The sequence below is a fragment of the Sinobaca sp. TMA16-18 genome (assembly GCF_059510535.1).
Map to the genome: position 1 here is coordinate 128,692 of NZ_JCAKFM010000001.1, position 12,712 is coordinate 141,403.

General features: G+C 47.6%; 10 protein-coding genes. All 10 read right to left on the reverse strand.

Annotated features, from left to right (window positions below; translation table 11 throughout):
• Positions 1-49: 49 nt before the first annotated feature.
• Positions 50-478 carry a YlbF/YmcA family competence regulator gene (locus AC5W14_RS00725; protein WP_496193480.1) on the reverse strand — a complete coding sequence of 143 codons (429 nt, stop codon included), beginning with the start codon at positions 476-478 and terminating at the stop codon, positions 50-52.
• Between the two features lie 2 nt (positions 479-480).
• The gene (gene miaB, locus AC5W14_RS00730) at positions 481-2,082 is read right to left on the reverse strand and encodes a tRNA (N6-isopentenyl adenosine(37)-C2)-methylthiotransferase MiaB (protein ID WP_496193481.1); all 1,602 of its coding nucleotides are present in this window, start codon (positions 2,080-2,082) and stop codon (positions 481-483) included.
• 98 nt (positions 2,083-2,180) lie between these two features.
• The gene (locus AC5W14_RS00735) at positions 2,181-3,854 is read right to left on the reverse strand and encodes an ABC-ATPase domain-containing protein (RefSeq protein ID WP_496193482.1); all 1,674 of its coding nucleotides are present in this window, start codon (positions 3,852-3,854) and stop codon (positions 2,181-2,183) included.
• 219 nt (positions 3,855-4,073) lie between these two features.
• Entirely contained in the window at positions 4,074-4,334 is a 261-nt protein-coding gene (locus AC5W14_RS00740; protein WP_496059506.1) for a stage V sporulation protein S, read from the reverse strand.
• A 152-nt stretch (positions 4,335-4,486) separates the two neighbouring features.
• Entirely contained in the window at positions 4,487-5,281 is a 795-nt protein-coding gene (locus AC5W14_RS00745; RefSeq protein WP_496059505.1) for a TIGR00282 family metallophosphoesterase, read from the reverse strand.
• 74 nt (positions 5,282-5,355) lie between these two features.
• Positions 5,356-6,921 carry a ribonuclease Y gene (gene rny, locus AC5W14_RS00750; protein ID WP_496059504.1) on the reverse strand — a complete coding sequence of 522 codons (1,566 nt, stop codon included), beginning with the start codon at positions 6,919-6,921 and terminating at the stop codon, positions 5,356-5,358.
• A 450-nt stretch (positions 6,922-7,371) separates the two neighbouring features.
• The gene (locus tag AC5W14_RS00755) at positions 7,372-8,421 is read right to left on the reverse strand and encodes a 2,3-butanediol dehydrogenase (protein WP_496193483.1); all 1,050 of its coding nucleotides are present in this window, start codon (positions 8,419-8,421) and stop codon (positions 7,372-7,374) included.
• A gap of 135 nt (positions 8,422-8,556) precedes the next feature.
• Positions 8,557-9,603 carry a recombinase RecA gene (gene recA, locus AC5W14_RS00760; RefSeq protein ID WP_496059502.1) on the reverse strand — a complete coding sequence of 349 codons (1,047 nt, stop codon included), beginning with the start codon at positions 9,601-9,603 and terminating at the stop codon, positions 8,557-8,559.
• A gap of 241 nt (positions 9,604-9,844) precedes the next feature.
• Entirely contained in the window at positions 9,845-11,461 is a 1,617-nt protein-coding gene (locus AC5W14_RS00765) for a DEAD/DEAH box helicase (RefSeq protein ID WP_496059501.1), read from the reverse strand.
• Positions 11,448-12,698 (reverse strand): competence/damage-inducible protein A, encoded by a 1,251-nt coding sequence (locus tag AC5W14_RS00770; RefSeq protein WP_496193484.1) that lies wholly within the window; start codon positions 12,696-12,698, stop codon positions 11,448-11,450. The genes AC5W14_RS00765 and AC5W14_RS00770 overlap by 14 nt, the downstream gene beginning before the upstream one ends.
• Positions 12,699-12,712 lie beyond the last annotated feature (14 nt).

Sequence of the window (12,712 nt, forward strand, 5' to 3'; positions counted from 1 at the left end):
ACAGACGCTGCTTTTTACCGCGGCGCCTGCTGTCTATAATGGGGAAAAGTTATTTTTTTGTAATATTCATAAACGGATTATGGTTGGTCGTTCCCTGCAGCTTATCTCCACCGGTTGACTCAATAATCGTATCTGTCACCGTATTGGATATAGATGTGGACACGAGCTGGAGCAGATGGTTTACTTCTGTCTGGCTCTGCTGGAATTCCACGACGAGCGGAATGCTCTCAATTTCTGCGTTCAGTTCATCAATCTGGCGCTCTGTCTCTTTCAGCGCCTCATGCTTTTGGTAGTGCTGCAGATTGACTGCTTCTTTTTGTTTTGCTTTTATTTTTCCAATCAGCTCCTGCACGCGCAGGTTTTTATTGATCTGGGCTTCCGCCCGTTTGAAAAAATCAACCTCTTCGGTTTCCGCAATCATTGCTCCTAGTTCTTTAGCTTTCGCGAGCACCTCTGCCTTCGTTGCGTTCTGTCCCATGTTTACACCTCCGCCATTTCTACTAATTCCCCGTTAAGGGACCAGGTTTTTGCTTCTGTGATTTTCGTGTAGATCACCTGACCGATACAGCTGGCCGGAGCGGCTACATTGACCATTTTATTCGTTCTCGTCCGTCCGGAAAGGACGTTTTCATTTTTCTTGCTGACGCCTTCAATTAACACTTCGACTACCCGGCCCTCAAGCTCGGCGTTGCGGCGGGCGGAGATATCGTTGACGAGTTTATTTAAGCGGGCCAGCCGCTGTTTTTTTACTTCCATCGGTACGTTATCTTCCATTTTTGCAGCCGGCGTATTATCCCTTGGCGAATAAATATACGTATAGGCGATATCATAGTCCATTTCTTCTACAAGCGACATCGTTTCTTCAAACTGTGCGTCCGTTTCATTTGGAAAGCCTACAATAATATCTGTTGTAAACGATGCGTGCGGAATAGCCGCCTTAATTTTGCCGGCAAGCTCCACGTACTGTTCTCTCGTGTACTTACGGGCCATTAGCTTCAGCACTTCACTGCTTCCGGACTGCACAGGAAGATGAATGTGCTCGACGAGGTTTCCGCCTTTGGCAAGCACTTCAATTAAATGGTCATCAAAGTCGCGGGGATGGCTTGTCGTAAAGCGGATTCTCGGAATATCAATTTTATGCAGGTCGTCCATTAAATGACCGAGACGGTAGTTTCCTTCCAGATCTTTTCCGTAGGCATTTACGTTCTGGCCGAGAAGCGTAATTTCTTTGTACCCCTGTCTTGCCAGATCACGGACTTCATGAATAATGTCCTCCGGCATCCGGCTCCGCTCTTTGCCTCTCGTGTAAGGCACAATACAGTATGTACAGAACTTGTCACAACCGTACATAATATTAACCCATGCCTGTGTTTTCCCGGCACGTTTGCGGGGCATGTTTTCCACTACATCGCCTTCTTTGGACCACACTTCAACGACCATTTCTTTTCCGAGAATAGCATCCTGAAGCAGCTCAGGCACCCGGTGAATGTTATGCGTACCAAAAATAAGATCTACGTGGTTATGCTTTTGCAGGATCCGGTTGACGACGGTTTCTTCCTGGGACATACAGCCGCAGACACCGATGATGAGTTCCGGTTTTTCCAGCTTGAGCGGCTTTAAGTGGCCCAGTTCGCCAAATACTTTATTCTCTGCGTTTTCACGGATCGCGCACGTATTTAAAAAGATCACGTCCGCTTCTGTCGTTTCCGACGTTTCCGTAAAGCCCATTTCTTCGAGAATGCCTGACATATTTTCTGTATCATGCACATTCATCTGGCATCCGTACGTCCGGATTAAATATTTTTTGCCCTGGCCCAAGCGGCGGAGCTCTTCAGGTACGTTAAAGCCGTACTGAACTTCCACTTCTTCTTTGCCTCGTTTTTTCCCTTTTTTAAAATCAGGCTGTTCATTAATCTGGATGCTTCGACCGCCGATTTTCATATACTGGCGCCCCTCTTTTTCCTCTATTGAAGCACTTGAGAAATCAAAGTAGGTGCTGTAGTCTTTCTGCGGTTTATCCTTCTTATCATGATTATATGAGGGGGATTCATTGAGCTGTTGTTTTCTCTGGTCTTCGTTCATTACGCCCTCTCCTTTCTTTCTGTTCCTTCAAGGAAGGCTTAAAGCTTTCTTCTTTATACATTGTAGTATATTAACGCCGCGCTGTATAGAACGGCAGGCTACACTGTGCGCAGCCTGAGGTAGCGGTTAACAGCTGCTGCAATTTCGATCGTCCGCGGAGCTGCCATTTCTCCTGGATGTACACCTTCATGAATGGAAAATCCATCCAGCCCTTTTTCTTTGTACACTTTATCGATATAGCGGAACGCTTCTTCAAAAGAAACCGCCTTGGAAGCAAAATGCTTCTCGAGTGCCTGAATGATCCGCGCGGTCGCTTCCGTCTGGCTCGTATTTACAATCTGTTCCACGCTGGAAAGATCAATTGTTTCTTTTCCGTATAAAATAGTGCTGCGTCCTTTTGCTCCAGCCTTCGTCTTTTTGCCGCGTCGGGCATCAAAGCTGTCCCACTTTATTTTCCGTCCGGTTGGAAGCGGTGCGGCGCTCTCTGCCGGTTCTTCCCTCGGGTCTTCCGCTGCGATCCGGTGCGCTTTTTCTGTTACATCGTACGGAATATATTCATCCATCATCAGAACGGTATCTGCTTTGCTGAAATAATCGCCCGTGCCGCCGACAACTAATATAGTAGACACGCCGTGTTCTTTATATAACGGACGGACTCTTGAAACGAAGGGCGTAATCGGTTCCTTGCTGCTTTGGACCAGCTCCTGCATCCGGCTGTCCCGAATCATGAAGTTTGTGGCACTTGTGTCTTCGTCAATCAGCAGACAGCGGCTTCCCGCTTCCAGGCTTTCCATAATATTTGCGGCCTGGGACGTGCTTCCGCTTGCGTTTTCCGTCGTAAATTGAGCAGTATTTTTTTTGTTCGGCAGGTTGGAGATGAACATCGAAATATCCGTACGGATCACGCTGCGTCCATCTTCTGCACGGATTTTTGCTGCGTCGGCTGCCGTGATGACATACTCCCGGCCGTCGCCTCTACGGTGGTTATATACTCCGCTTTCCACCGCTTCCAGCAGGGTGCTTTTCCCGTGGTAGCCGCCCCCGGTAATCAGCGTCACGCCTTCTTTTAAAAGCATTCCTGAAACCGGAGTGCTGTGGGAAAGGGGGATCGTTACTTCCAGAGAGGCCGGCGATTGAAAGGTCCGGGCTTCGTCAGGTTTCATCGGCCGGCTGCTGATGCCGCTTTCCCGGGGCAGTACCGCCCCATTGGCGATAAAGCTGACTGCTTGGTTTTCTGTGAGGTAGCGGCGGATATCATCCTGTTCGTCTGCAAGCTCCAGTGCGTCCTGCAGACCGCTCTTTTCAAACTGGTGGACCGCTTTTTTCACAGCGGCCGGCAGCCGTCCAATTAATCGTTCTTCCGCCTGCTTGCCCATAATCGTGCGTCCTTTGGCTGGAAGATGGACGGAAAGCCGTACTTCCAGTTCGCGGCCGTTGATTTTAACGGCCGTTCGATCCAGCACCTGCTGACCCGGCCCGTCGATCAGAATACCGCCCTGATCTCTGCCGTTGCGAAGTTCCTTCATCATGCGCTCGGCGAAATAATCAATCAACGCTGTCTGACGGGACGGGGTGGATTGTTCTTCTTTTCCAATGCCAAGGTCCTGCAGAGAGCAGATAACCCGTACTTTGGAAGGGGAAGCATAAGGATCGGCCTGTACATGATCCACCTTAAGCGTAAACCCTTCAAACGTGTACGACCCTTTTATATCGTTATAGGCTTTATAACCTTTTTTATCAATTCGCTGTAGCTGTTTTTTAAGCTGCTGCATATAATATATCCTCCTTAAAATAACAAGAGGCATAGAAAAGACACCTGATATCCAGGTGCCTGCCTGTTGTATACGGCTCCGTTACTGACTTTGCTCGTTCTTCCATCATAGAGCCCGGAACAGAAAAAATCAAGACTCCCCGTTTTTGTACAACAGATGATAAACAGATGAAAGGCCGGCACATAAAAAAACAGGACGTCGAACGCCCTGTTTTCCTGGTTACCTCGGTTCTACTATAAGTTTGATCGCTGTCCGCTCTTCCCCGTCTATTACAATGTCCGTAAAGGCGGGAACACAAACTAAATCAATTCCACTCGGTGCAACAAATCCACGTGCTATCGCAATAGCTTTTACCGACTGGTTAATGGCACCTGCTCCAATGGCCTGGATTTCGGCTGCTCCTTTTTCTCTAATGACACCGGCTAAGGCACCTGCTACAGCGTTTGGAGTTGACTTGGCTGATACTTTTAATACTTCCATTAATAGTACCTCCTTGTGTAAATTATAGCCTGGACTATTGTTGTTATACTATTCAAGAGAAGAGCTGAATAATCCTCCTTTTTCTGGAAATAGTTTTTAGAAATCAAATAATTTTGACAATTTGTTCTAGAGGGAAAATCCCCCCAGGTGCTTTATTCAAAGAATGGATGATCTTCGTCTATTTGAATACGTTTAATCGATTTGGCGCGGCCGGTTTTGTCGTCTGCATCAATAAGGACTGCACTTAATTGTTCCCGTCCCTCTGCCACTTCAAACCTTGCTGGGAGTCCGGTCTTAAACTTATACAAAACGCTTTCCCGGCCCATTCCAAGAATGCCGTCGCGCGGACCGGTCATACCTACGTCGCTTAGATAGGCAGTACCTTCCGGCAGAATTCGTTCATCGGCGGTCTGCACGTGCGTGTGCGTACCGACGACAGCCGTTGCCCTGCCATCAAGCGTCCAGCCCATCGCCTGCTTTTCACTCGTTGCTTCCGCGTGGAAATCAACAAATACAAATGGCGTTCTCGCTCTCGCTTCTTCAATCAGCTCTTCTGCTTTTTGAAAAGGATCATCGCTTGTCTGCATAAAGGTGCGGCCTATTAAATTAATAACCGCTACTTCGAGCGTGTTTACTTTTACATACGTGCATCCGATCCCTGGTACTCCCGCCGGCAGATTGGCAGGCCGGACCAGATTCGGTGCGTTTGCAATAAATTCAAAAATCTCCCGGTTGTCCCATGTATGGTTTCCCATCGTAATGGCCTGGGCTCCGCTTTCCAGAAAACCTTTGTATATTTTTTCTGTAATTCCGCGGCCGCCGGCGGCGTTTTCCCCATTGACGATTGTTACGGCAGGCTTAAATTTTTTCTTTAATTTCGGCAGGTACTCCGTAATCATTTTGCGGCCGGGGGAGCCGACTACGTCTCCTACAAACAATATTTTCATAATAAGCGTCCTCTTTTCTTTCAAACTGTCAGGTTATGATTTAACGAAAAAAATAAAGCGGCGCTGTCGCCGCTTTACTTAGCATACTCTACTGCTCTTGTTTCCCGGATAACGGTTACCCGGATATGGCCCGGATAATCCAGTTCATTTTCAATTCGTTTCGTTATATCCCGCGCCAGACGGTGGGCTACCACATCATCTACAATATCTGGTTTTACCATGATGCGGACTTCACGTCCGGCTTGAATAGCGTACGTTTTTTCCACGCCTTCAAAGGACTCGGAAATTTCCTCGAGTTTCTCCAGACGGCGGATATACGTTTCAAGTGTCTCGCGTCTTGCCCCGGGACGTGCGGCCGACAGCGCATCGGCTGCGGCTACGAGCGTGGCAATAACAGAAGTAGCTTCCGTGTCACCGTGGTGGGAAGCGATACTGTTAATCACTACGCTGTTTTCCCGGTATTTCTGGGCGAGCTCTACGCCAATTTCCACGTGGCTTCCTTCTACTTCATGATCAATCGCTTTACCAATATCATGAAGCAGGCCGGCACGGCGTGCCAGATGCTCGTCTTCTCCGAGCTCTGCAGCCATCATAGCCGTTAAATGGGCTACTTCCATGGAGTGCTTGAGCACATTCTGTCCGTAGCTTGTGCGGTAGCGCAGGCGCCCGAGAATTTTTATTAAATCCGGATGCAGGTTATGAATACCCATTTCAAAGGTAGCCTGCTCTCCATACTCCCGGATCATTTCATCAATTTCACGGCGGGATTTCTCTACCGTTTCTTCAATACGAGCCGGATGAATACGCCCGTCCTGTACGAGCTTATCCAGCGCCGTACGGGCAATTTCTCTTCGAATAGGATCAAATCCGGATAAAATAACAGCTTCAGGTGTATCGTCAATAATAAGATCAATTCCTGTAAGTGTTTCAAGAGCACGGATGTTACGGCCTTCACGGCCAATGATCCGTCCCTTCATTTCATCGTTGGGAAGGTTCACAACGGATACGGTAGTTTCTGCGACATGGTCTGCGGCACAGCGCTGAATGGCAAGCGATAATATTTCCTTGGATTTCTTATTCGCTTCCTCTTTCGCACGGGCCGTTTCCTCTTTGACGAGTACGGCCAGGTCATGCTGCAGTTCCTTCTCCACATCGCGCCGTATGATGTCCTGCGCTTCTTCACGTGTTAAGCCGGAAATTCTATTTAATTCTTCCTGCTGTTGAGATAAAATCTCCTCCACTTTGCTGTTTTTATCGTCCACCTGTCGTTGTTTATCAGCGAGAGTTTCCTCTCTTCTTTCCAACGATTCTTCTTTTTTATCCAGGGTTTCACTTTTACGGTCCAGAGTTTCTTCTTTATGCAACAGACGCGATTCTTGTTTCTGTACTTCATTCCGTCGGTCTCTTACATCCTGTTCCGCCTCAGCGCGAAGCTGATGAGCCTTATCCTTCGCTTCTAATACAGCCTCTTTTTTGCTGGCTTCTGCTTTTCGTTCTGCATCTTCCACTATATTTTTAGCAGCCTGTTCTGCGCTAGAAATCTTAGCTTCTGCAATGGAACGACGAACAAAATAGCCGGCAAATCCACTTAAAGCTGCAACGACAATAAGCAAAATGGAGATGAGTAAGATATTATCCATACTTGTCACCTCCTCTTGCTATCTAGTTTTGTCTCCTGTTACATCCAGGAGGATGCCCTTTTCTTCATTTCAATCCCCGCATGCCGAAAAGACATGCTCTTACTGTTTTTTATCCAGAAAAGAAAAAAGCGTTTCATCGTACTTTTTTGCATGAAACGATAAGATACCAAAAATCTTCCAGAAGATGTATACCAGACATCTTCAGATTACTAAATCTGGTATCTGCTACTCAATTGTATCCTTATGAAAGATACATGTCAAGATATTGTAATCGTTGAAACCCTTATCTTATAAGGATTTCAGACGGTTTTTACGATACCCGTGCCTTTATGTATGCCATATCATTCTTTCATGCATGAAAGGACAAAAGGATCGTACGTTCTCCTACAACCGTACAAAAAGGATGCTTCCTTTATCTGGAGGCATCCTTTTTTTCCAAACCGGCAGCAGTTATTCAGGGCTGACTAAAATTTTAATCTGGCTTTTGTCGTGTGCCAGCTTCTCAAATCCTTCCTCGACGACGTCGGGAAGCGTAATTTTGTTTGTGATCATTGTTTCACCACTGAAATATCCCTGCTTCATTAATTCCATCACAGCTGGATACACATGACGGTAAGCTATGATGCCTTTTACTGTTTTTTCTTGTATGACGAGATCATTCGGGGAGATAGAGGCTTCTGATTCCCAGATGCTGACGATAACGGTTTCCCCGCCACGGTGACTGCTGTTAATGCATTGATTTAACACTTTAGGTATTCCTGTTACTTCAAAAGAAACGTCTACACCTCCGTTTGTCAGCCGCTGAATTTCTTCGGCAGGGTCCGTTTCTGTCGGATCGATCACATAGGCCCCGAGGTCCGCGGCCATATTTTTTCTGGATTCAGAGACTTCTACTGCGAACACTTTGGACACGCCAGCCGCACGCAGTGCTTCCAGCACAAGCAGGCCAATAGGTCCGGTGCCGAATACAGCGGCCGTGTCGCCGGCTTTCAAACTGCTCTGACGGACAGCATGGAGCGCTACCGCCGCCGGTTCTACAAGTGCTCCCTGTTCGTAGGAAAGTTCTTCAGGCAGTTTGTGAACCATATGTTCTCCTACTACCGTGTATTCTGAAAAACCTCCCCCGCCCCCGGACAGGCCGTGAAAGCCTAATAAAGGAGATAGGTTGTATTTTTCGTCTGTATAAGCCCCTTTTTCATGAGGCGCCAGGATAGGTTCAACCGCTATCCGATCGCCCGGGACTACTTTGGTAACGCCTTCCCCAACTTCTATAACTTCACCGGCAAATTCATGGCCCATTATAATAGGTGCCCTGTCTCCGCTGATAGGATGCGGCTCCCCCACAGGAATAAAAATAGGTCCTGCCAGGTATTCATGCAGATCACTGCCGCAGATTCCGCACCATTTCACCTTAATTTTAACTTCATACGCACCAGCCGTCGGCTCTTCTACATCTTCCACTGTAACGTTTTTTGCTTTATGCCATAACGCTGCTTTCATTTTATTCCTCCTTGTCGAAATAAAAATAGTGGTTCTTCTACTAGTGTAGCCGATACGGGGCCTGCTGCCTGTGAGGGAGGTCACACTCATGAAAAAAACACTGTCCGGCGTGGACAGTGTTTGAAAAACATATAGTTACTCGTCTTCAAGAGAAAGAGCCGGTTCTGTTTCTTTTTTCACATCTTCTTCTGGTGTTATTGTTAGATTGTGGTGTTCTCGAACACGTCGCTCAATTGCATTCAATATTTCCGGATGTTCTTTTAAATACTGCTTGGAATTTTCGCGTCCCTGGCCGAGGCGCTCGCCTTCGTACGAATACCAGGCACCACTTTTCAAAACGATATCCAGTTCGGCTGCAATATCAAGCACTGATCCTTCACGGGAAATTCCTTCTCCGTACATAATATCGACTTCTGCTACTTTAAACGGCGGCGCAACTTTATTTTTTACTACTTTGATTCTCGTTTTATTACCAATCATTTCATTTCCCTGCTTTAATGTTTCCGCACGTCTTACGTCAAGGCGGACAGAAGAGTAGAACTTAAGCGCACGTCCACCTGGAGTTGTTTCCGGGCTTCCGAACATCACGCCGACTTTCTCACGGATCTGGTTAATAAATACACAGATCGAGTTCGATTTACTGATCGCACCGGATAATTTACGGAGCGCCTGGGACATTAAGCGGGCCTGAAGACCAACGTGGGTATCGCCCATTTCCCCTTCAATTTCCGCTTTCGGTACAAGTGCTGCCACGGAGTCAACAACGATCATCTCGACCGCTCCGCTTCGTACAAGTGCTTCTGCAATTTCCAGCGCCTGTTCGCCTGTGTCCGGCTGGGATAGAAGAAGTTCATCAATATCGACGCCGAGCTTGGCTGCATATGCCGGATCGAGCGCGTGCTCTGCATCTATAAATGCCGCCTGGCCTCCGCCGCGCTGTACTTCTGCAATCGCATGAAGGGCAACGGTCGTCTTACCTGAAGATTCCGGTCCGTAAATTTCGATAACACGTCCGCGCGGATACCCGCCGACTCCAAGAGCAATATCAACTGCCAGCGTACCACTTGAAATAGTGGAAACGCGGCGGTCTGTCTGCTCCCCCATTTTCATTATGGATCCTTTTCCAAACTGCTTTTCAATATTTTTCAACGCCTGGTCGAGCGCGGCTTTTCTATCATTCATATGATCTCTCCTTTTTATTAAATGCTGTTTTTTTCCAATGCCTCCCCCGATTTATCGGAAAAAAGAAGGAACGCTGGTGAATCGCTGCTGCACTTTATCGCTAAATACATCATACCCTTTTTTCTTCTGTTTGCCAACTAATTTGCGAACATCCATTCGCTTTTTTTATTATTTTTTCAGAAGGAATCAAAAAGGCGCAGCAATAGAAAAGCTGCCCGCTTAAAACAGGCAGCCTGGTGTATTATTTTGTCTGACGTGCAGGCGGGCGGGGAGATGGATTCGTTCGTTTTGGGCGCGGCTTTGCCGGCTCCAGATTTACTCTGGCTCCATTGATTCTGGAATAGCGCAGGGATTCATACACGAACGGCGCCACATCATCCGGTACCTCTACAAACGTAAAGTTTTCAAAAATATCAATGCGTCCGACCGCTTTTCCGGCGATGCCGACTGCATCGGATATTTCTTCAATCAAAATTTTAGCACTCATGTTGACATTTCGTCCTACATTAATAAAGAAACGTGTCATTCCTTTAGCTCCGCCGGTTTCCCCGAAGTTATATGCGTCATCGTTTCCGCCGAGCGAACCCGAGAAGTTCATTTTCATTAAGGCACGAATAATGTCTTTCGGATCGGATTCTTTTAATAATTCATCGGTCAGGTCATCAAATAAATTTAAATGCTCCTCTTCGCTGAACTGATCTGTAATCATCTTTTTCCAGGACTCCTGCTGTTTTTCGACCACTTCTTCAATGGAAGGCACTTCGTTTGCAGGAATCGTCATTTTGATTTCTGCTTCGATCGAGCGCAGGTGCTTCATTTCCCTTGGGGTTACAATTGTAAGCGCCTGCCCGTTTTTACCGGCACGTCCGGTCCGTCCAATACGGTGCACATAGCTTTCCGGATCCTGGGGAATGTCATAGTTGATTACGTGGCTGACGTTCTGTACATCAATACCGCGGGCAGCTACGTCGGTTGCAACGAGGAACTCAATCGACGCATCGCGGAATTTTTTCATGACGGTATCGCGCTGGGCCTGATTAAGATCTCCGTGCAGGCCGTCCGCCAGATAACCGCGGGCCTGAAGCGCTTCTGTTAATTCAGCTACTCCTTTTTTCGTACGGCAGAAAATAATGCCGAGCTCCGGATCCTGGCTGTCGAGTATCCGGCAGAGAGAATCCTGCTTGTTTTTTTCCAATACTTTATAATACACCTGTGCAATGGATGGAGCCGTTACTTCACCTTTATTGATAGAGACCACCTGAGGCTTGACCATGTATTTCTGGGAGAGCTTCTTTATTGCCGGAGGCATTGTTGCAGAAAACAGCAGGGTCTGCCTATCTTTATTTACTCTCTTTAAAATAGTTTCAATGTCCTCTACAAATCCCATGTCAAGCATTTCGTCGGCTTCGTCCAGAACTACTGTTTTAACCTGATCGAGCGCAAGCGTGCCGCGGCGGAGATGGTCCTGTACGCGGCCCGGTGTTCCAATTACAATCTGAACGCCTTCTTTTAAGGCACGGATCTGATGGCCTATGGACTGGCCGCCGTAGATAGGCATCGTGCGGATACCTATATGGCGGGACAGCTTTTGTATTTCTCCGGACACCTGAATGGCGAGCTCTCTTGTCGGCGTCAGGATAATTGCCTGAACATGCTTGTCTGTTGTCACGCTGTTAATAATGGGAATGCCAAAAGCAGCGGTTTTTCCTGTCCCTGTCTGTGCCTGCCCGATTAAATCAATCTTTTCCAGGATTTTCGGGATGGCTTTTTCCTGAATAGGAGAAGGTTCTTCAAATCCCATTTCTTTTACGGCCTGCTTTATTTCACTGCGAATCGAAAAATCATCAAAAAACGTCATTGCTTATCACCTTTTCTTTCCATAACAGTCGATAGCCGTGAAACACGGCAGAATGTCTGATTAATTTTCTGCTTCCTTTTAAATGCAGCGGAAAGGCTTTGACACCGCCGTCCACGGCGAGTCCAATCCAGACAGTACCCGGGGGATATCCTTCAAGCGCATCCGGTCCGGCTACCCCTGTAAAACTAATGCCGACGTCTGCCTGCATGTATTCTTTTACATTAAGAGCCATCTCTTCTGCACACTCCCGGCTCACTGTGCCATAAGAGGCGATCGTTTCAGCTTTTACGCCGAGCAGTTTTTGTTTGGCTGCGGCCGAGTACGTGACGGCTCCCCCGGCATATACGTCGGAGGCACCTTTTACGTCTATTGCTTTTTTAGCAAACCATCCGCCGGTCAGGCTTTCTGCCGCTGCGATCGTTTTGCCCGCTTTTCTGAGCCGGTCGAGCGTCAGCTCAATCAAAGGCTGTTCTCCAAAAGCGTAACAGTATTCACCGGCACGCTCTAGAATTTGCTGCTCGGTTTCAGCGATCAGCTTATGGGCTTCCTCTATCGTAGATGCTCCTGCTGTCACACGGATGATCACTTCCCCTTCTGAGGCAAGCGGGGCAATAGTCGGATTGGATTGAAAACCGATAATATCCTTCAGCTTTTCTTCGAGCGTCGATTCGCCAATTTCCGTAAAACGGAAGATTTTTGATTCGATGACTTTGTTTTCTTTCCTGTTCTGTAGGAGATATGACTTTCCTTCTTTTTCAAACATCATTTTCATTTCATGCGGCGGGCCGGGAAGCAGCATATAATGTGTATCATTATGTGCAAATGCCACTCCGCAGGCAAGCCCGTTGTGATTTTGCAGCACAAAACTGTCTTCTAAGTATAGAGCCTGGCGTTTATTGGCTTCTGTCAGCGCCATGCCCCGCTCCTCAAAAAATGCCGTCAGCTTCTGCATAGATGGGGGATGTTCCAATAATCTGCGTCCAGCATGCTCCGCGACGACATCTTTTGTAAGGTCATCCTCTGTAGGCCCGAGTCCTCCGGTCAGTACAACGAGATCCGCCCGCTTTTCAGCTTCGGCTATCGCTTCGTGAAGCCGTGCTGTGTTATCACCGATAACTGTATGCCTGAAAATACTGATCCCGAGCGCCGCCAGTTCCTTGGAAAGGTGCTGTCCGTTCGTGTTTGCTATCTGGCCGAGAAGAAGCTCCGAACCTACTGCGATGATTTCTGCGTTCATAAAGACAGTCCTTC

Coding starts and splice junctions, on each gene's coding strand:
- AC5W14_RS00725 (WP_496193480.1), bottom strand. CDS start 478: ATGGGACAGAACGCAACGAAGGCAGAGGTGCTCGCGAAAGCTAAAGAA.
- miaB (WP_496193481.1), bottom strand. CDS start 2,082: ATGAACGAAGACCAGAGAAAACAACAGCTCAATGAATCCCCCTCATAT.
- AC5W14_RS00735 (WP_496193482.1), bottom strand. CDS start 3,854: ATGCAGCAGCTTAAAAAACAGCTACAGCGAATTGATAAAAAAGGTTAT.
- AC5W14_RS00740 (WP_496059506.1), bottom strand. CDS start 4,334: ATGGAAGTATTAAAAGTATCAGCCAAGTCAACTCCAAACGCTGTAGCA.
- AC5W14_RS00745 (WP_496059505.1), bottom strand. CDS start 5,281: ATGAAAATATTGTTTGTAGGAGACGTAGTCGGCTCCCCCGGCCGCAAA.
- rny (WP_496059504.1), bottom strand. CDS start 6,921: ATGGATAATATCTTACTCATCTCCATTTTGCTTATTGTCGTTGCAGCT.
- AC5W14_RS00755 (WP_496193483.1), bottom strand. CDS start 8,421: ATGAAAGCAGCGTTATGGCATAAAGCAAAAAACGTTACAGTGGAAGAT.
- recA (WP_496059502.1), bottom strand. CDS start 9,603: ATGAATGATAGAAAAGCCGCGCTCGACCAGGCGTTGAAAAATATTGAA.
- AC5W14_RS00765 (WP_496059501.1), bottom strand. CDS start 11,461: ATGACGTTTTTTGATGATTTTTCGATTCGCAGTGAAATAAAGCAGGCC.
- AC5W14_RS00770 (WP_496193484.1), bottom strand. CDS start 12,698: ATGAACGCAGAAATCATCGCAGTAGGTTCGGAGCTTCTTCTCGGCCAG.